General features: G+C 68.5%; 13 protein-coding genes. 1 reads left to right on the plus strand and 12 read right to left on the minus strand.

The annotated features are described in order from the left end of the window. Positions 1 to 765 precede the first annotated feature (765 nt). The 10 genes from G1H10_RS04025 to G1H10_RS04070 form a co-directional block, all read right to left on the minus strand. The gene (locus G1H10_RS04025; protein ID WP_163732961.1) at positions 766 to 2,349 is read right to left on the minus strand and encodes an FAD-dependent oxidoreductase; all 1,584 of its coding nucleotides are present in this window, start codon (positions 2,347 to 2,349) and stop codon (positions 766 to 768) included. Next, the gene (locus G1H10_RS04030) at positions 2,336 to 4,132 is read right to left on the minus strand and encodes an alpha-amylase family protein (protein WP_163732964.1); all 1,797 of its coding nucleotides are present in this window, start codon (positions 4,130 to 4,132) and stop codon (positions 2,336 to 2,338) included. The genes G1H10_RS04025 and G1H10_RS04030 overlap by 14 nt, the downstream gene beginning before the upstream one ends. Further along, positions 4,129 to 5,550, minus strand: a complete 1,422-nt coding sequence (locus tag G1H10_RS04035) for a GH1 family beta-glucosidase (protein ID WP_163732966.1) — start codon at positions 5,548 to 5,550, stop codon at positions 4,129 to 4,131. Before G1H10_RS04035 ends, G1H10_RS04030 begins: the two co-directional genes overlap by 4 nt. Then, positions 5,547 to 8,267 (minus strand): glycoside hydrolase family 2 protein, encoded by a 2,721-nt coding sequence (locus G1H10_RS04040; protein ID WP_163732968.1) that lies wholly within the window; start codon positions 8,265 to 8,267, stop codon positions 5,547 to 5,549. Before G1H10_RS04040 ends, G1H10_RS04035 begins: the two co-directional genes overlap by 4 nt. A 39-nt stretch (positions 8,268 to 8,306) precedes the next feature. Continuing rightward, positions 8,307 to 9,236 (minus strand): carbohydrate ABC transporter permease, encoded by a 930-nt coding sequence (locus G1H10_RS04045; protein WP_163732973.1) that lies wholly within the window; start codon positions 9,234 to 9,236, stop codon positions 8,307 to 8,309. Further along, positions 9,233 to 10,195: a carbohydrate ABC transporter permease gene (locus G1H10_RS04050; protein WP_174264023.1), complete on the minus strand. Its 963-nt coding sequence runs from the start codon at positions 10,193 to 10,195 to the stop codon at positions 9,233 to 9,235. The genes G1H10_RS04045 and G1H10_RS04050 overlap by 4 nt, the downstream gene beginning before the upstream one ends. Positions 10,196 to 10,200: 5 nt before the next feature. Beyond that, the gene (locus tag G1H10_RS04055; protein ID WP_163732976.1) at positions 10,201 to 11,619 is read right to left on the minus strand and encodes an extracellular solute-binding protein; all 1,419 of its coding nucleotides are present in this window, start codon (positions 11,617 to 11,619) and stop codon (positions 10,201 to 10,203) included. 182 nt (positions 11,620 to 11,801) lie between these two features. Beyond that, entirely contained in the window at positions 11,802 to 12,095 is a 294-nt protein-coding gene (locus tag G1H10_RS04060; RefSeq protein ID WP_163732979.1) for a Fe-S cluster assembly protein HesB, read from the minus strand. Positions 12,096 to 12,205: 110 nt separating this feature from the next. After that, complete coding sequence (locus G1H10_RS04065) at positions 12,206 to 12,559, minus strand: DUF202 domain-containing protein (RefSeq protein ID WP_163732982.1); 354 nt, start codon at positions 12,557 to 12,559, stop codon at positions 12,206 to 12,208. After that, positions 12,556 to 12,945, minus strand: a complete 390-nt coding sequence (locus G1H10_RS04070; RefSeq protein ID WP_163732985.1) for a YidH family protein — start codon at positions 12,943 to 12,945, stop codon at positions 12,556 to 12,558. Before G1H10_RS04070 ends, G1H10_RS04065 begins: the two co-directional genes overlap by 4 nt. A gap of 70 nt (positions 12,946 to 13,015) precedes the next feature. On the opposite strand from G1H10_RS04070, the gene G1H10_RS04075 reads away from it, so the two are divergent. Beyond that, positions 13,016 to 14,869 carry a transketolase gene (locus tag G1H10_RS04075; RefSeq protein ID WP_174264024.1) on the plus strand — a complete coding sequence of 618 codons (1,854 nt, stop codon included), beginning with the start codon at positions 13,016 to 13,018 and terminating at the stop codon, positions 14,867 to 14,869. Positions 14,870 to 14,927: 58 nt separating this feature from the next. On the opposite strand, the gene G1H10_RS04080 is transcribed toward G1H10_RS04075, so the two are convergent. Further along, the gene (locus G1H10_RS04080) at positions 14,928 to 16,952 is read right to left on the minus strand and encodes a CocE/NonD family hydrolase (RefSeq protein ID WP_163732990.1); all 2,025 of its coding nucleotides are present in this window, start codon (positions 16,950 to 16,952) and stop codon (positions 14,928 to 14,930) included. 14 nt (positions 16,953 to 16,966) lie between these two features. Beyond that, positions 16,967 to 18,250, minus strand: a complete 1,284-nt coding sequence (locus tag G1H10_RS04085; protein ID WP_163732993.1) for an ATP-grasp domain-containing protein — start codon at positions 18,248 to 18,250, stop codon at positions 16,967 to 16,969. Between the last annotated feature and the right edge of the window lie 110 nt (positions 18,251 to 18,360).

Raw genomic sequence — 18,360 nt, forward strand, 5'->3', positions numbered from 1 at the left:
CTCGAGACGTAAGACGCGGGCGCCGCCTGGACGGGAGCAGTTGAGTTTGGTGGCTCTCGGCCACGCGCCGCTCGCACCTGCGGTGAGTCACCTTACTGTTGCAACGACGACAGCGAGGTTCCTCATGGTTAAGGCCGGAACGGAACGGCGTGCGCGGGTTCGGCAGATTACCTGCCGGCGCCTCATATCGGCGGGTGAGAATGACCCCCAGACGGTACGCGGGGTCTGGAGCTGTTCGCCGGGCCGCCCACGCAGCGGGGCCACTGTCAGTTCAGTTTCACACGGCTGCTGACACGGCCGGGTGTGTGCCGGTTCAGTTTCACACGGCTGCTGACACGGCCGGGTCGTGCGAGGGATCGTGTGGTCCTCGACCGGCTAAGCGACGGTCGTGTGCGCAGTCGTGTAAGTGCCGGCCGCTAAAACGCCAATATCGAAGGTCGCGCGCGCCGCCGTGTGCCTCCGCGCCGCGCTGAGCGGCTCAATCTCCCACGACCATGCTCACGACAGCCGAATCGCGAATCCTCCGGCAGATGGCACACGACACCGAACACGACTTGCTGGATGCGCGTTAAGTACGGTTCGCGGCTGCGCCGCCTACCAGGGTTACGCTGAGCGGCCTACCCAGGTACCCGGACTAGGTTGCCTACAGGTCTGCCCGCACATCCCCACACTTGATGCTCTGGACCGCGCTGCGTATATGTGTGCATTGCAAAGGTCAGTCGAGGGGGCGGGGGTGGTGCGCGGAGCTGACGATGTCGTTCCAGGTCACAGGGCCAGAATCTGGCCTTGGTCGCGCAGCCGGTCCTGCAGCAGGGTGACGTCGATCGATTGGACCGCGCGGTCGGTCCGAACCGCCTGCGCGGCGGCCAGCCCGGCGGCGTGGCCGAGCATCTGGTACTGCACCTCCATCCGCACCGAGGCAAACGCCACGTGCGACGCGGATACGCAGACCGGCACGAGCAGGTTGGTGCACTCCTCGTACCGCGGCACCAGACTCCGGTACGCGACCTGGTACGGATGCACCGGCACCGACAGGTAACCCTCGGTGAAGACCATGCCGAGCGGCCGCGGGTGCTCGTGTACCCAGCGCCAGACACGCTGCACTTCGCGCACGTCGATGTGGTACGAGCCCATGGCGATCGCGTCGTACTGTCGCGGCGGGGTGCCGAGCAGGTCCTCCTCGGTCAGCACGTACGCGCCGAGCATCCGCCGCGCCTCGCGCACGTACAGCTGGTGCGGCAGGTGGCCGGTGTCGGTGAACTCGTCGGCCGGCAGACCCCATCGGGACATCTCCTTGCGCACGTTCGCCGGCACCGCCGGATCGTTCGCAAGGAAGTACAGGAAGTCCTGGGCGTGCTGCAGGTGGTGGAGCCGGATCCGCTCCCGCCCGGCGGCGTCCGCCTCGGGATATCGCCACGCCGAGCCGTCGAGCACACTCAGCGAGAACGGGCCGATCGAATTGCCGTCGCATTTGCCGTTCGGCAGGTTCTGCTCCAGGCCGAGCAGCTGCCCCGCGCGCACCTCGTACCCGTCCCGTTCCCAGCGGTCGAAGATCCGCCGGCCCAGCTCCCAGTAGCCCTCGTCGTAATTCTCGCTCGGGGTGAACGGGACGCGGTCCGCGTCCGGTGTCAGGCAGACCCGGTACCCGTAGGACATGACGCCACGATCGCCGCGGCCGACGTCGACCAGCTCGGTCTCGTGGATCTGCGGCAGCACCGGGCCGGGCTCGTGCCCGGACGGATCGTCCACGAACGGCGAGATCCACGCCGGCACGGTATGCCGCCCCGGCACCAGCTCCTGCCGACCGGCATACCGCTCACCGTACAGCGACCGGTCCTCCCGGCCCACCGTGTACGAGACGTCCGCTCCGGCCATGACGTCGCCCTCGTAACTCGCGTCGACGAACGCCGCGCCGCGGACCCGGTCGCCGCCGGCGAGCACGACCTCGTCGATCCGCCGGTCAGCGGTGACGACCTCGTCGACGCGGGCGCCGAAACGGACGCTCACGCCGGCCTCCTCCAGCCAGCGGGTGAAGATCGTCTCGGCGACGTGCGGCTCCGGCCCGGCGTAGTGCCCCACGGCAACCCCGTAGTAGTCGGCGACCGCCCGCCGGAACCGGCCGGCCATCCCCTGCACCACCCGGGCGTCGCCGAGGTCGGTGTAGCCAAGGCCACCCGAGGTCATGCCGCCGACGTGCCGTCCCGGCTCGAGCAGCACCACCGAGGCGCCGGACTCGGCGGCCGCCACGGCCGCGCACACGCCGCCCGACGTCGCGCCGTAGACGACGACGTCGTACACGGCGGCCGGTACGTCAGGGTTCACGGCGGCCTGGACGTCACGCTCGCTCATCTCGGTACTCCTTCCAGGTCCGGGCCACCAGGGCCAGGTCGTCGGCGGTCAGTCTCTCCCCGGATGCGTCGATCGACTCCAGGTAGTACAGCGCCGGCACCCCGAGCCGTGCCTGCTCCTCGACGTACCCACGCCACGAGTCGCGGTCCGGCATCGGCCACTGGTCGGTGTCGACCAGGTGACCGGGCAGGCTGTGGGCGGCGACGGCGTGCCGGAACTGTAGCTGCTCGACGACGTGTACCCGGTCGCCGGCATTGTCGCGCTCCAGCACGTCGTTGAGCCGGACCATGTCGCACACGTCACCGAACGAGGGATGCGGAGTGTGGGTGATCAGCAGGGCATCCGGCTTGACCCGCTTCGCGGCCTGGTTGAGCGTCGCCAGCAGTGTATGCAAGGCGGCGATGCCCCACGGCCCATCGGCCCCGCGCAGTGACGCACCGGACGGCGAACGCTGAGTGAAATCGACCTTGAAGCCGTCGGCGTCCAATCCCTCCGGCCCGATCAGGTGGGTGACGATCCGGCGCAGTCGCTCCAGATAGGCGGGGTTCGCCACGTCCACCGCCACCGGACGGCCGGCGGGGTCGACGATGCATTCCTCGGCCGGGACGCCCTCCGGATCCCACGCCTTCCACCACAGCAGCACCTTCCGGCCGGTGGCATGCTGCCTGGCGATCCATCCGCGCAGGTCCGGCCAGTGGTCGGTATCGACGGTGCCGGCGCCGTACGCGTCCTGCCAGCGGTCGTCGATCACGATGGTGCCGGGGTCCAGCGCGGCGGCATCGAGCGTGCCCAAGAAGTCGTCGTAGACCTCCTGCCGGGCCAGGTCCGCCGCCTTGACCACCGTCGCCCCGCCGACCAAGCCGAGGCCGTCCGCGACCGGTTCGTCCGGGCGCTGCGCGGCGGCGCGGGCGCATTGCGCACCCCAGCCGCAGAAGATCGGCTCGGACCACCAAGCGGGCGAGGTCTGCGGCGCCGCCGGTGCCAGACCGCGGGCGACCAGGTCGTCACGGTAGTCCGTCAGCGCCTGCCAGGGCGTGGATGCGGGGCGCAGGACGACGCTCGGAGTGCGCAGCCCGTCGTCGCCGACGACCGTGTGGCCCTCATAATCCAGCCGCAGGAAGAACCCGCCGTCCAACGGGGTGTACCGGACCGCGGTCATGGTGAGCTCGTCGACCGGGGCGCGCAGCGACATGCCCCACCACCGGCCCTCCGGAACGTCGGTGGCGCCGCTCGCCGGCCGTTCACCGAGCGCCCAGCACAGCGGGGGCGGCGAGAAGATGCCGTGCAACCGTCCCGGCGACGCATCCCCGACCACGCCCAGCGACGACGCGACGGCAGCGGGCCGGACCACGTGCACCGGCTCGGTCGGGGTGGGGCTGAACAGCGACGCGAACTTGATCGACGACCGGAACGTCCCGCCGGCGCCGTTCGGGAGGATGGCCCGGCCCCCCAGCAGCGCGACCTCCTCCAGGCGGGCGCTCGACCGGCCGATAGGCCCGTGGACGTCGGCCCAGATCTCCACGTCGGTGGCCGTGCACCGTACGTGCACCGCCTTGCCTCGCCAGATCGGGCTGGACATCTCGATCCTCAACTCGGCGGTGTCACCGTCCTCGGCGACGACGCGCGCCGGCTGGATGTCGTAGCACTCGTCGCGACCGTCCATCAGATCCAGGCTGGCCAGCAGAGAGAGCTCGGTCCAGACCCGGCCGCCACCGTCGCGCAACACGGCGCGAGGCTCGACCGGGTCGATCTCGATCTCGTAGTCCTTTCCGGTGAAGATCATCGGTGTGTGTTCCCTTCCGGGAGGTGCCCGGTCCGGATGAGCTCGGCGTAGGCGAGGGCGGAGTCCTTGATGGTGCGTTCACCGGTGCGGTAGTCGACGTGGACCAGGCCGAAGCGGGGCCGGTAGCCGAGCGCCCACTCGAAGTTGTCCAGCAGAGACCAGTGCAGGTATCCGCGCACGTCCGCGCCGGCGGCCATGGCCTGGGCCATCGCGTTGACGTGTGAGCGAAGAAACGAGGTGCGGCGGACGTCGTGCACACCGCCGTCGTGAGCCGGCGTGTCACCGAAGACGCCGCCGTTCTCGGTGATCAGCAGCGGGACGCCGTCGTACTCGCGGTGCAGGCGGATCAGCAGCTCGCGGAATGACGTCGGCGCGATCTCGGTGGCCTCGTCGGTGCGCGGCACCTGCTCTCGCGGCGACACCACCCGCCACGGGAACGGTTGGTCCGCCCCGTCTGGCTCACCCGCCGCCATCACCCGGCGGGTGTAGTAGTTGACGCCGAGGAAATCGCTGCGCCCGGCGATCGCCTCCTCGTCGCCGTCGCGGATCTCGGTCAGCTCCCGGCCGAGCGCACGTTCGTAGTGCTCGCGCATGTCCGCCGGGTAGCCGCGCCCGAACAGCGGGTCCAGGAACCAGCGGTTGCAGTAGCCGTCGGATGCCCACGCCGCGGCGACATCGCGCTCGTCTTCCGATGCCGGTTCGCAGGGCAACAGGTTAGGCGCCGCACCGACCCGTACGCCGGGATAACGACGGAGCACGTCCGCGCCCGCACCGTGCGCCAGCATGACGTGGTGGCCGGCCGCCACCGAGGCGGCGAGATCCTTGATGCCGGGCGCGTGCAGCCCCAGCCGGTAGCCGAGCAATGCGATGATCCACGGCTCGTTCTGGGTGATCCACCAGGAGACCCGGTCGGCCAGCCGCTCGGCCACCGCCGCGGTGAACTCGGCGAACGCGTCGACGCTGGATCTCCCGGCCCAGCCGCCGTCGGCCATCAGCGCCTGCGGCATGTCCCAGTGGTTCAACGTCAGCACCGGGGTGACGTCGCGCTCCAGCAGCGCGTCCACGAACCGCTCGTAATGGTCGAGCCCGCGGCTCTCCACCCGGCCCCGGCCGTCGGGCATGATCCGGGACCAGGCGACCGAGAACCGGTACGCGCGCAGCCCCAGCTCGCCGATCAGGTCGACGTCGTCCTTCCACCGCCGGTACGAGTCGCAGGCGATGGACGCGTCGCCGCCGCCCTCGATAGCACCGGGGCGCCGGGCGAAGACGTCCCATACCGACTCACCGCGGCCGTCCGCGTCGAGACTGCCCTCGATCTGGTACGCCGACGTGCCCGCGCCCCACAGGAAGCCCGGCGGAAACGAGCCCGTCTGATCGACGGCGGCCGCATGGTCGTGGCTGGGATCGGAGCCGATCATGAAGTGATGTCCTCCACGGTTTGGGGGTCGGTGTTCCACGATTCGAGTAACAGGTGCCGGGGGCCGGTGGCCGCTCGCCATTCGACGGTGAATTCGCGGCGCTCGCCAGGCAGGATCGGGCCGGGATCGGCGTCGACCACGGCCCAGCCGGTCGCCTCTGCGGACCTGTCGTCGCTGAGCTGTGGTCCGACGACTACGGGACCGCCGACGTGCTCGACGCCGATCAACCACCTCTCGGACCCCGCCGACGACGCGGACCCTGGCGCGGCGACGGGCACGGCCGTCACCTGAAGCTTGGCGTGCTCCAGGTCAAGCAGCGGGGCCAGGTCTGCCCCCGCGGACACCACGATCCGTTCCCGGTCGACGGTGCCGCCGTCCCGGTCGCGCCAGTCCAGCGACCAGACCAGGAGCCCGGCGCGGCTCGGTAGGACGCCGTCGAGGTCGACCTCCAGCCGCCCGGCTGGACAGGGTACCCGGACCGCATGGGGAACCGGCCACTCGTCGGCCGCCAGCACCGTCCCGTGGATGTCAAGCAGCCGGGCGGTGACCGAACCTCCGGGCTCGCGCCCCGACTCGGACCACACCCATGCCTCGACGGCGGCAGGGTGGCCGTCGAGCGCGATCCGGTCGATCCGGGCGGTGACGCGTTCCGGGCGGTATGCGCGGCGGACGGCATGATAGGCGGGCTTCGGTTCGCCCGCATGGTCGACGACGGCGGTGCACCACGCGTTCGGAAAGGACTCGGCCAGCTGCCACGGCAGCACCATGCTCGCGCGTGGCCAGCGGCGGCGGTCCGCCTCCACCGCATAGGCCAGCCCGGTGGCCTGCATGAACTGGCTGGCGCGGCGGAACTCGTCGGGATCGGTCAGCCGGCCGCCGAAGCACTCCTGCACCAGCTCAGCGTTGTTCCACCACTCGCCCAGGTGCCGATAGACCGGGTTCTCCCGGCTCACCGGCCATCGGTCCCCGGGCGGTATCAGCGCGCTCCACAGCCGGCGATTCGCCATGCCCTCCACGCCGAACTCGGTGTGCGCCAGCGCCCGGCCCCGGTTGTACAGCGTGTAGTGCGCCTCGAGACCTTGGTGTTCCCACGGCCCGTGTACGTCGTGCAGGTCATCAGGCCGGGACGCGAGCACGTCGAGCCGGTTGTGGAACACCGGACCGGTCGGAGAGGTGGCCATCCAGGGTCGGCCGGGGTCCAGCCGCGCGATCTCGTCGCGCAGCGCGGCCAGAGCGGGGGAGCGTTCGTCGAGCGGCCCGGCGTCGTCCTCCAGCTCGTTGCCGCCGCCCCACATCAGCAGGGACGGGTGGTGCGTGCGGGACGGAACGACCGCCCGCGCCTCGGCCCGCAGGTGCTCGATGAACTCCGGATGATCCGACGGAGCGCTCTGTATGCCGGAGCTGGACTGGGAGAACTCCTGCCAGACCAGCAGCCCGGCGCGATCGCAGGCGTCGTAGAAGGTCGGTGTCTCGACCAGGCCGCCTCCCCATACGCGGAACAGGCGGGCGCCGGAGCGGGCGGCCAGGTCGACCAGGTGCCGGACCTTGTCCGGGCTGGTCTCCCCGTACAACGCTTCGGCGGGCGCCCAATTCCACCCGATGAGTTCGGTGCTGCGGCCGTTGACCTCGGCCGTGTACGCAAGAGCGCCCGGAGGGGACCCCTCGTTCGAGACCAGCCGGACGTGCCGGAAACCGACGGTCCGGGTGCCGGCCAAGACGCGTTCGCCGTCGATGACGAGGTGGATCTCGACCGTGTGCAGCGCCTGCTCACCGAGTCCGTTCGGCCACCACAGCGCTGGCTCGGACACCTCCACCGTGGCGCCGATCCAGAACCTGATGCGGGCCGCGTCTGTATCCGTATCCGCATCAGCATCCGTATCGGCATCCGCGCGCGGGGCACGCGGTAGCGGCGTGGCGGCGCCGGCGGCGAGGACGCGCTCGCCATGCTTGACCAGGATCTCCACCGAGGCTTGCGGATCGGCGCCGGCCGGAACGCCCGGCGACACGTCGAGCTCCGCCTGAACATGGACCCGGCCGCTGACCAGGTCGGCGTCGAGTTCAGTGCGGACCTGGACGCCGCTGAGGTGGGCGGGCCCCACCTCGAGTCGCACGCTGCGCCAGATGCCCTGGTGGATCAGGCGGGGACAGAAGTCCCAGCCGTAGCCCATCCGAGGCGCGTGCCGGCCGACCCGGTCGGTCCTGCCGACCTGCGGTTCACCGGGCGGCGCCGGATCGATGACGACGGCCAGCCGGTGCGTACCGCCGTAGGCGACCTGTTCGGTGACGTCGAACCGCGCCTGGTGGTAGAGGCCGTCCACCCGGCCGACCTCGACCGCGTCGACGTACACGCGGCCGCCGGGGTCGATGCCGTCGAAGCACAGCACGGCGCGTTCGAACTGCCGCAGCGGCGGCAGCTCGAACTCGCGGCGATACACCCACGTCCGTGACGCCGCCCACTCGGCCTGCCGGGAGTTCCGGCCGAGGTAAGGATCGGCCAGCTCGCCGGCGCGCACCAGGTCGCCGACGACGGAGCCCGGCACCAGGGCCGGCAACCAGCCCGGCGCGCGTCCGGACTTGCCCAGCGCCGCACCGGCGTTGTTCCGGGCGGTCACCGGCTTGTCTAGGTACCAGCGCCAGGTGTCGCCCAACGCCTCCCGGACCGACCACTCCGATCCGTCAAGATCCACGGCAGCGACAAGTACGCGTGGTGTCGTCATGGTGGCGATGAGGAACCTTGATGTCGTAGGAGCGGTGGTTCAGCCCTTGGTGCCGGTCGTGGCGATGCCCTGGACGAAGTGGCGCTGACCGAGGAAGAACAGAATGATCATCGGCACCGTGGTGATGACGCTGGCGGTGACGACGATCTCCCAGTGCCAGTTCCCGCCGAAGCCGTATTGGTCCAGCAACGCCTTCAACCCTCGCGGCACCGTGAAGTTGCTGCTGTCGCGCAGGTAGATCAGCGGCTGCAACAGGTCGGTCCAGGCCACCTGGAACTCGAAGATCATGGTGATGATCAGCGCCGGCTTGGTCAGCGGCACGGCGATCCGGGAGAAGATCGTCCAGTTGTTGGCGCCGTCGATTCGGGCGGCTTCGAACAGGTCGCGCGGTAATCCAAGGAAGAACTGGCGCAGGAGGAAGATGTAGAACGCGCTTCCGAACAGGTTCTTCGCCCACAGCGGAGTCAGCGTGTCCACCATGCCCAGGTTGTTCCAGATGAGGAAGACCGGGATCATCGTCACCGCGCCGGGCAGCATCATCGTGGCCAGGACCACCCCGAAGAGCAGGTTGCGCCCCCGGAACCGGAAGTAGGCGAAGCCCCACGCCACCAGAGCGCTGGACAGCGTCACCGTCACGGCGGCCAGGACCGTGACGAAGACGGTGTTCCACATCCACAACGCCATCGGCGCCTCACGCCAGACGTTGATGTAATTCTCGAAGACGAACGTGTCCGGGATGAGCTTGTTGTCGAACACCTCGCCGCGCGGTTTGAACGACGCGCTGAGCAGCCAGATGAACGGATAGATGAACAGCAGAGTGAAGGCGCTGAGCGCAGCGAGGATCAAGACCTTGCGGACGGTGACCTTCGGTTTGCGTGGCCGGATCGGCGGCCGCGGCGGGGTCTGTACGGGGGTCGGCGGAACCTTGGGTTCCTCCACCCGTTCGGCTCCGACTGGACCGGCGGTCATCGCTGCTCTCCCTCGTAGTAGACGAACCTGCGGCTGGCCAGCATCTGGATCGCCGTGAAGATCATGATGATCACGAACAGCAGCCACGCCATCGCCGAGGCGTAACCCATGTTCAAGAACTCGAAGCCCTGCTGGAACAGGTAGATCACGTAGAACAGGGCGGCATCGTTGCTGTACGTGCTGTTGCCGGCGCCGAAGTAGGCGGTGTAGGCCTCGGTGAACGTCTGGAACGCCGCGATCGTGTTGACGATGAAGATGAAGAACAGCGCACCGCTGATCATCGGTATGGTGATCTTGAAGGTCTGCTGCCACCAGCCCGCTCCGTCCACCCGGGCGGAGTCATACAGCTCCTGGGGGACGTTCTGCAGGGCGGCGAGCAGGATGATCACCGACGAGCCGACCGACCACAGACTGATCAGAATCAAGCCGGGTTTGACCCATGTCGGATCGGTGGTCCACGCGGGACCGTCGACGCCGACCCAGCCCAGCACCGTGTTGATCAACCCGTCCTGACCGTTGAACAGCAGGAGCAGCAGGATGCCGACGGCCACCGGCGGGGTCATCTTCGGCAGGAAGAACGCCGTCCGGAAGAAGCCCGCGGCCCGCCCCGCCTTGTCCAGCAGCAGCGCCAGCCCCAGCGAGACCATGACGTACAGCGGTACCTGCAGCACGGTGAAGTAGAACGTGTTCCACAGCGCGAGCCGGATCTTGGGATCCTCGACCATCTCCTGGTAGTTCTCGAGGCCGATGAACGACGGGTCGTTGAGCACGTCGTAGTCGGTCAGCGACAGGTAGGCGCTGTAGACGATCGGCCACGCGGTGAAGACGAGGAACCCGATGATCCACGGGCTGATGAACAGGAGCGCCGCTCTGGTGTTGCGGCGGCGGCTCAGGCGCTTCGCCCGAAGCGCCACGGAGTCACGTGGCGCTTCGGGCGTCGTCGTCGCGGACTGGGCCAATGGTCCTATTCCTCGTCCCAGGTGGCCCAGGCGTCATCGAGCGCGCTCTGAGCTTCCTGCTGTGCCTGTTCGAGCGCGGCCTGCGGTTCCTGCTGGCCGTTGAGCACCCGGTTCACGGCGTCCTGCCAGGCGGTCTTGAACTGGGCGTCCGCCGGGTTGGCCGGGAGGCTGAAGGTGTGGTCGTTGGCTTCGTAGGTGGCCTCGATGGCGGCGTCCCACACCTCGCTGCCGCTGGGTTCGACGAAGGCGTTGTAGATCTCCTCGTCGGCGACGGCGTTCCCGGTCAGCAGGCCGGTGAACGGCTTGTCGCTCTCGGCGCGGGCGTCCGCCCGGGTCTGCGCAGCCGCCATCCAGGTGTCGACTGTGGTCATCGTCTTGGCGAACCGGCAGGCGGCTTCCGGGTTGGAGCTGCCGGCCGGGATCGCCCAGGCGGAGCCGGACGCGAACGCCAGCGTCGCGCCGTCGAGCCCGTGGACGGTGTCGAAGGCCATGTCGACGTCGGGGGAGACGTCGTTCAAGACGTTGACGTACCACTGCTCCATCGGCATGGCGCCGAGCACGTCGGTGGCGAACTGGTTGCCCTCGCCGAAGAAGTCCGCCGAGTCCCGGTACGCCTTGACGTCGCCGAAGCCGCCCTGCAGATCGTAGATGCCGACCGCCCACTCCAGCGCCTCGAGAACCTTCGGGTCGTCGAGCTGGGCGGTGCGGCCGTCCTCGGACAGCAGATCGGCGCCGTTCGCCTTGGCCCAGAGCGGAAGGAACTCGGGCATCTTGCTGTCGAACCCGATCACGGACAGTTTGCCGCCGTCCTTCTCCATCATCGCCTCGGTGGCCGCCTCCATCGCGTCCCAGTCGGAGCCGTTCACGTCCTCGATGGCCAGGCCCGCGTCGTCGAGCAGACCGGCATTGGCCATGGTGATCTGCACCTGGTTGAACTCGGGAATGCCGTAGACGCTGTCTTCGAAGGTGACCTGCTCGACCGCCGGCTCCCGGTACATCGACATGTCGATCTCTTCGCCGGCGATGCACTCGTTCAGGGGTAGGAGTGCGCCGCGGGAGGCGAAGGTGCCGATCTGGTCGCGGTTGGCGTAGATGATGTCCGGGGGTTGCCCGGTAGCGGCCGAGGAGAGGAACTGCTGGATATCCAGCTCACCCTCGGCGAGGCTCACATCGACCTCGCCCAATGCGGCGACGGCCTCGTCGTAGCGGACCTCGGCGATCTCGTCACCGAGGCTGAATCCCATGATGCTCAGGTCGCCGCTGAGCTCGGCGTCGGCGGCGAAAGCGGAACCTGCATCCTCGGACTCGTCGCCGGAGTTGCCACTGTCTGCTGTGTCGTCGTCTGCGGTCCCGCTGGCGCAGGCCGCGAGTGAGAGTCCGGTAGCGGCGATCAGAGCCAGCCAGCGAACGTGAGCTGATTTCATGGACCTGCCCTCCATGTCGAAATGCGGGGCCGTGCGAGCGGCACCCTCAGAATGTGGCAACGATCTCATGTGAGAACGTTGCCACACCGGTTAACGCCCGTCAACGGGTAGGCGTAACGAAATGGACACAAGCCCAGGCAACGCGTGCCGCTCTGAGGCGGCGGCACGCGTCTATGCGGAGGTCAGCTCGGCTGCGGCATCAGTTCGAACCGGACCTCGCCGTGCCCGGCGGGTTCCGCGTCCAGAACCATGTCCTCCAGCGCGGGCGCTGCCTGCGGACTGAGATAGACGCGCGCGCCCTCGATCTCGACCACCTCGTCGTGCGGCTCCGGGCCGGAGCTGATCGACGCCATGAGATCGGTGGTGCCGTTCGTGTCCGCTGCAGAGGAGATCCGTAAGCCGGCGTGCTCCGCACCGGCGGTCTCCTGGGACAGCTGGCGGATGGCTGACACCGCATTGCTGGTCAGAACGAGCATGGCAAGCTCCAAGTTCGTATCTTCTCGACGCGTTCCCGGTGATGCGGGCTCGCTCCGGCACCTTCGCCAGTACCCACTCATGCCGCCTTTACCGGCGACGTTGCGTGTCGCTAGAGCCCGGTTCCGGCGGCTTCGGTCACGGTGAAGGCGATCTCCAGCAATGCCAGCAGCAGTGTGACCGCCGCGGCCAGCGCGGGCAGCCGACCGTCCGGCAGGTGTCCGGCACGCCGCAGGGAGCGGTGCGCCAGCTGATAGCGGCGACGGGCCAGGACCAGGATCGCCGCCGCGAACGGCGCAGTCAGCAGCCCGAACGCGAGCGCGGCCAGGCCCAGTGGTCCGGCGGTCAGCCGGCTGGCGAGGACCACCGCGAGCAGGAGCGCCAGTCCGGTACGGGTCCAGGCCAGGGCGGTGCGCTCGTTCTGCGCCCCGGGATCGAAGGTCCGCTCAGGTTCGCCGTCGCTCATAACGAGGTGAGGAAGACGACGCCGATGGTCACGGCCAGCACCGCGAGACCGAAGGCCAGCACCGGCGCGAGCGCGGGCGCGGGCAACGGCTTCGACTGGCGCAGCGCACGCTCGGCCCGTGCCCACCGGACGAACGCGACCGAACTGCTGGCGGCGCCGAGCAGCGCCAAAACCAGCACAAGCGGCACCCGGGCAGCGGTCTGGGCGGGGACCTCCAGGGCCTCCAGGGCGATGCCGGCGGCGACGAGTGCGAGTGCGGTGCGGATCCAGGCGAGGAAGGTCCGCTCGTTGGCGAAGGTGAATCTCGGGTCCGGCTCCTCGCCGACCTCGTAGACACGACGGGGCCACCTCCGCCGGGAATTCTCGTCGTCTGCGCCGCCAACCATGGTCCTTATTCTCCGGGGGTTGAATCCGCGTGCGCGAACTGGGTACGGGAGGGGCGTGAGTGATGGACAGATGACTGACCTGACGGAATTGGCCCAACAACTGCGCGTCGACGCCGTGCGGTGCTCCGAGGTGGCAAGCTCCGGTCATCCGACCTCGTCGCTGTCCGCGGCGGATCTCATGGCCGTCCTGCTCGCCCGGCACCTGCGCTACGACTTCGACGACCCGAGCAACCCGGAGAACGATCACCTGATCTTCTCCAAGGGGCATGCGACCCCGCTGCTCTACTCGATGTACAAGGCGGCCGGCGCCATCAGCGACGACGAGCTGGTGACCTACCGTGCACTCGGCAGCCGGCTGGAGGGGCATCCGACGCCCAGGCTGCCGTGGGTGGAGGTCGCCACCGGCGCGCTCGGCCAGGGCTTACCCATCGGCGTCGGCACGGCGCTCGCCGGCAAGCGGCTTGACCGATTGCCCTACCGCGTGTGGGTCCTCTGCGGAGACAGCGAGCTGGCCGAGGGGTCGATGGCCGAGGCCTTCGAGCACGCCGGCTACGAAGGCCTGGATCGGCTGGTCGCGATCATCGACGTCAACCGGCTCGGGCAGCGTGGACCCACCAGGTTCGGCTGGGACACCGGTGCCTACGCCCGGCGGATCGAGCCACGCGGGTGGAACACCATCGAGATCGACGGTCACAACCCGCAGGAGATCGAGCAGGCTTATGCGGCCGCCGAATCGTCCGCGAAGCCGACCGCCATCCTCGCCCGGACCACCAAGGGGGCCGGGGTGTCGGCCGTCGCCGATCAGGAGGGCAAGCACGGCAAGCCGGTGCCGGACGTGGACGAGGCGATCTCTGAGCTCGGCGGTCCGCGCGAGATCCGGGTCGGCGTGGTCAAGCCGTCGTACACCGCGCCGCCGCACAGCTTCGGCGAGCCGGCCAGGTACGAGCCGCCGACGTATAACGTCGGAGACGACGTGGCCACGCGGAACGCGTTCGGCGAGGCGTTCGCGGCACTCGGCCATGCCCGCCCGGACGTGGTGGGACTGGACGCCGAGGTCTCCGATTCCACCCGGATGCAGTTCTTCGCCAAGGAGCACCCGGATCGGTTCTTCCAGTTCTACATCGCCGAGCAGCAGATGATCGCCGCGGCCGTCGGGCTGCAGGTGCGCGGGTGGAAACCGTACGCGGCGACCTTCGCGGCGTTCCTCTCCCGCGCGTACGACTTCATCCGGATGGCCGCGATCAGCCGTGCGGACCTGCGTCTGGTCGGCTCGCACGCCGGGATCGCGATCGGGCAGGACGGCCCGTCCCAGATGGGCTTGGAGGACATCGCCGCGCTGCGCGCCGTCCATTCCAGCACGGTGCTGCACCCGTGCGACGGCAATCAGACGGCTGCCCTGGTCGGTGAGATGGCGGACCGAACGGGGATCTCCTACCTGCGGACCGGACGCGGCGAGACCCCGGTCATCTACGGTCCCGACGAGGACTTCCCGATCGGGGGCAGCCGGGTGCTGCGCTCGTCATCCGATGACGCGGTGACCCTCATCGGTGCCGGTGTGACCGTTCACGAGGCGCTCGCCGCCGCCGACCAGCTGGAGTCCGAGGGTGTTCGTGCCAGGGTGATCGACGTGTACTCGATCAAACCGGTCGACGCCTTCACCGTACGGGCGGCCGCGGAGGAGACCGGCTGCCTGGTGACCGTGGAGGACCACTGGGCGGAGGGCGGTCTGGGCGACGCCGTGTCCGACGTGTTCGCCTCCGGCATTCCGACCCCGGCGATGATCAAACTCGCCGTACGCGAGATGCCGGGTTCCGCGTCGCCGGCCGAGCAGTTGCGCATGGCCGGGATCGACCGGGCGGCCATCGCCTCCGCCGTCCGCACGTTCCTGACGAACCGGAGCGTGACAGCCCGACCCACCCGATGATCATCGAGGATCCGCGGCGTCATGGCACCCCGGATCCTCGATGATCAAGGGAGGCGATCTAGACCTGGTCCCGGCGGATCGTCGAGTGCCAGTTCCGGGCGGCGACCCGATGTTCACCTTCGTACGCGTCGAGTTCCGCCGCGAGATGGAACTCCGTCGGCGTCGAGGTCAGCGTGGTCCGGGTCCGGGTATGCACGCTCCAGCCGTCGCGGGCGAACGCCATCGTCCAGATCACCTCGCCACGCACGGTCGCGAAATCATTGTCGACCCAGCTGTAGTACTCCTCGGCGCGCCGGGAGACGTCCATGTCGATGTCGTCGAAATGTACCGTGCCCAGGTCCTTGACGACCTCGAGCATCGAACGGTAGTCGATGAGGTCACGCGTCACGTTCCAGCGATGCTCACCGGAGCGCAGCGTCGTCGTCGAGATCGGCTCGGTTCCCTCGGGCTCGTCGAACGGCTGCAACGCCACGTCGTCCGGGTGGTCTGTCGGCCGGATCGGGAGCTCGAGACTGCTGTGCTCCGGGTAGACGGTGATCTGTACGGGAACCGGTGGCGGCCACGCCAGCGGCCAGTACGAGGTGGACACGGCCACCCGGATACGGTGCCCCGGCGGAAATGCGTGTGCCATCCCGTTCAGCGTGACCGGGACCTGGTAACGACGACCCGGCTCCAGCGGCTCCGGAGCCTCGTGCCCGGTTCGGTGTGTCAGGTTCAGCAGTCCGTAGCTCACCCGGGTGGCCCGGCCATCCGGCGCCACGTCCGACAGACGCACGGCCACCTGGGCTACCGGTTCGGTGACGCTGAACTCGAGGTTGACGACGGCCGCGCCCAGGACCTCCCACCGTTCCTCCAGCTCGTTGCTGTCGAAGACGATCGCGCCGCCGTCCTCCTCGCGCTGGTCGTACGGGAGATCCGGCGGTGCGTTGTACGAGCACCACTTCCCCGCGAACTGCCCGACGGAGAGCGGAGACTCCACGGTCAGCGGCTGCGGGTCGACCGGCTCACCCGGCTCTGCCATCCGGTAACGGCTGAACCCCCGTTCCACCTGGTTGATCTTGGGTGAGGGCCACTCCATCTCGCCCACCCAGCGACCCGGGCGCTCCGCGTACGCCGTGGACGGTGGGACGCTCTCCTGCATCCAGATCCGCAGCATCGGATCGTCCATGACGTCGTTGTCGACGCCCTTGAGCCACCGATCCCACCAGCGGACCATCTCCTGCAGGAAGCCGATCGCGGGGCCAGGCTGGCCGAAATGCGGATACTTGTGCGACCACGGTCCGATCAGGCCCTTGCGCGGCACCTGCAACCGCTCCAGCATCCGGAAGACCGCGTTCGAATACCCGTCGGCCCACCCGCTGACCGCGAAGACAGGGCACTGGATCGCGGAGTAGTCCTCGCAGACTGAGCCGTGCTTCCAGAAGTCGTCGCGATGCTGGTGCCGTAGCCAGTCCTCCAGCCACAGGCCGCTGCCGTGCAGCCGGTCGTGCCACATCTCTCGCCAGTGATCGCCGACGACGGCCGGATCCGGCGGGCACGAGGTGTAGGCGAACATGGTCGACGCCCAGGAGAGATTGTCACTGAGCAGGCAGCCACCCATGTAGTGGACGTCGTCGGCGTACCGGTCATCGCTGGAGCAGACCGCGACGATCGCATCCAGCCCGGGCGGGCGACGGGCGGCGACCTGCAAGGCGTTGAACCCGCCCCAGGAGATGCCCATCATGCCGAGGTGGCCGTCGCACCACGGCTGTTCGCGCAGCCACTGCAGGATGCACTCCGCATCGGTCAGTTCGCGTTCCAGGTATTCGCCGGTGAGGATGCCCTCGGAGTCACCACTGCCGCGGATGTCCACCCGGATGCACGCGTAGCCGTGCCCGGCAAGGTATCGGTGGTTCACCGAGTCTCGGTGCGCGGTCAGGTCGCGTTGCCGATACGGGATGAACTCCAGCAGAGCCGGCACCGGACGGTCATCGGACGAGACCGGCCGCCACACCCGGCCGGCCAGGTGGACGTCGTCCGGCATCGGTATCCAGATCCCGTCCTCCTCACGGACCTCCTCGGGCAGAGAGGTGGCTGTGCGCATCCATTCCTCCGTTCCTACTCTCCTCGCGGGGGTGACGTGTCGAATTTGAACGGCAGCGCCTCCACACAGCGCTCGTACTTGGCGATCAGCTCTTCCTGGCTCTGCGCGCCGATGAAGATCTGCGCCAGCTCGTAGCTGTAGCTGTCCTGGTGGGTGAGATCGGACAGCCACCGGCCCTCGTGCGCGATCACACGCACCGTGGCGTCCGGGTTCTCCCACTGCACGTGTGCGATCTCGTCGTGGGTGGGCACCCGGGTGGTCAGCCCGTCGGCGAAGCGGCGAAGAAACCACTTGGCGGCGACCGCATGCTCGCCCTGGCGGTGTGGCAGATCGGGATCGCGGTTCAGCGCCAGCCGCACCATGGGGTAATGGTTCGACACGCCGTCCACCATCTGGAACAGCCGGGCATGCGACTGAGAGTGCCGCGGGTTGACCTCCAGAACGTTGATCGTGTCCTTGGCCGGATCCCAGAAGAACTCGATGTTGAGAGTCGAGTTGTCCAGCCCGGACTGGATGATGACGCGCCGGGTCACCTCTTCAAGCCGGCCGGCGACGTGCGGCGGGATGGCGGCGGGGTACTCGTAGCGCAGAAAGCTCGAGGTGTCCGGGTAATTGATCGACGCCACGATCCCGTAGATGTGCACCTTGTCGCCCTGCACGTACCCCTCGACCGTCAGTTGCTCTCCCGAGACATCCTCTTCCACGAGGCAGTACCGGCCGCTACCGGCGATCTCCGGCGGTGGGTGCAGGTGTTCGAGCACCTGCTCGAACGGTGCGCCCATCCAATCGATGCCTTCGGAGATGGTCTCCACGGCGGAGGCGAACTCGTGGTCGTTGCGCACCCGGAACGCCAAGGCAGAACTGGTCGACTTCACGGGCTTGATCCACATCGGGTAGCTCAGCTCTTCAGGCGGCCGGGTATCGGTCTTGGGGTCGATCAGGCCGAATGCGGGATGCTCGGCGATGACCTTCTGTTGCTCGAGCCTGCTCCAGTACTTGTGCTCGCATTTCACGACCGATTCCAGGCTGGGACCGGTGGTGCCGAAGCGCTCGCACAGAATCGGCACCAGGGAGCTGACCGGAAAGTCCCAATACCCGACGATCGCGTCGATCGTGTCATCGAAATGGTAGAGCTGACGTTCCGCGGCGGCGAGCAGTTCGGGTAGCCGGATCTCATCGGTGAGCAGCTCTTCTTTCGCGAGTAGGCGGTGGAAACGGTAATCCTCGGCGTGGGGCAGGGCGCGCAGGGTTTCCGCGTTCAGGTCGTCCAGTCCCAGGACGAAGATGTTCTTGGCCATCGACGCTCCTTGTCTCGTCCCCTGTGGCACAGCGTTACCCACGTGTGACCTGATGACTCGGTGATCTCTCGCCGACACCCCCGTCGGCGGCACCGTTTGCCTGCGCACAC

The organism is Phytoactinopolyspora halotolerans (assembly GCF_010550675.1).
GTDB lineage: Bacteria > Actinomycetota > Actinomycetes > Jiangellales > Jiangellaceae > Phytoactinopolyspora > Phytoactinopolyspora halotolerans.

Bases quoted from the DNA above. Each gene is read 5' to 3' on its own strand.
- G1H10_RS04025 (WP_163732961.1), bottom strand. From the start codon at position 2,349: ATGAGCGAGCGTGACGTCCAGGCCGCCGTGAACCCTGACGTACCGGCC.
- G1H10_RS04030 (WP_163732964.1), bottom strand. From the start codon at position 4,132: ATGATCTTCACCGGAAAGGACTACGAGATCGAGATCGACCCGGTCGAG.
- G1H10_RS04035 (WP_163732966.1), bottom strand. From the start codon at position 5,550: ATGATCGGCTCCGATCCCAGCCACGACCATGCGGCCGCCGTCGATCAG.
- G1H10_RS04040 (WP_163732968.1), bottom strand. From the start codon at position 8,267: ATGACGACACCACGCGTACTTGTCGCTGCCGTGGATCTTGACGGATCG.
- G1H10_RS04045 (WP_163732973.1), bottom strand. From the start codon at position 9,236: ATGACCGCCGGTCCAGTCGGAGCCGAACGGGTGGAGGAACCCAAGGTT.
- G1H10_RS04055 (WP_163732976.1), bottom strand. From the start codon at position 11,619: ATGAAATCAGCTCACGTTCGCTGGCTGGCTCTGATCGCCGCTACCGGA.
- G1H10_RS04060 (WP_163732979.1), bottom strand. From the start codon at position 12,095: ATGCTCGTTCTGACCAGCAATGCGGTGTCAGCCATCCGCCAGCTGTCC.
- G1H10_RS04065 (WP_163732982.1), bottom strand. From the start codon at position 12,559: ATGAGCGACGGCGAACCTGAGCGGACCTTCGATCCCGGGGCGCAGAAC.
- G1H10_RS04070 (WP_163732985.1), bottom strand. From the start codon at position 12,945: ATGGTTGGCGGCGCAGACGACGAGAATTCCCGGCGGAGGTGGCCCCGT.
- G1H10_RS04075 (WP_174264024.1), top strand. From the start codon at position 13,016: ATGACTGACCTGACGGAATTGGCCCAACAACTGCGCGTCGACGCCGTG.
- G1H10_RS04080 (WP_163732990.1), bottom strand. From the start codon at position 16,952: ATGCGCACAGCCACCTCTCTGCCCGAGGAGGTCCGTGAGGAGGACGGG.
- G1H10_RS04085 (WP_163732993.1), bottom strand. From the start codon at position 18,250: ATGGCCAAGAACATCTTCGTCCTGGGACTGGACGACCTGAACGCGGAA.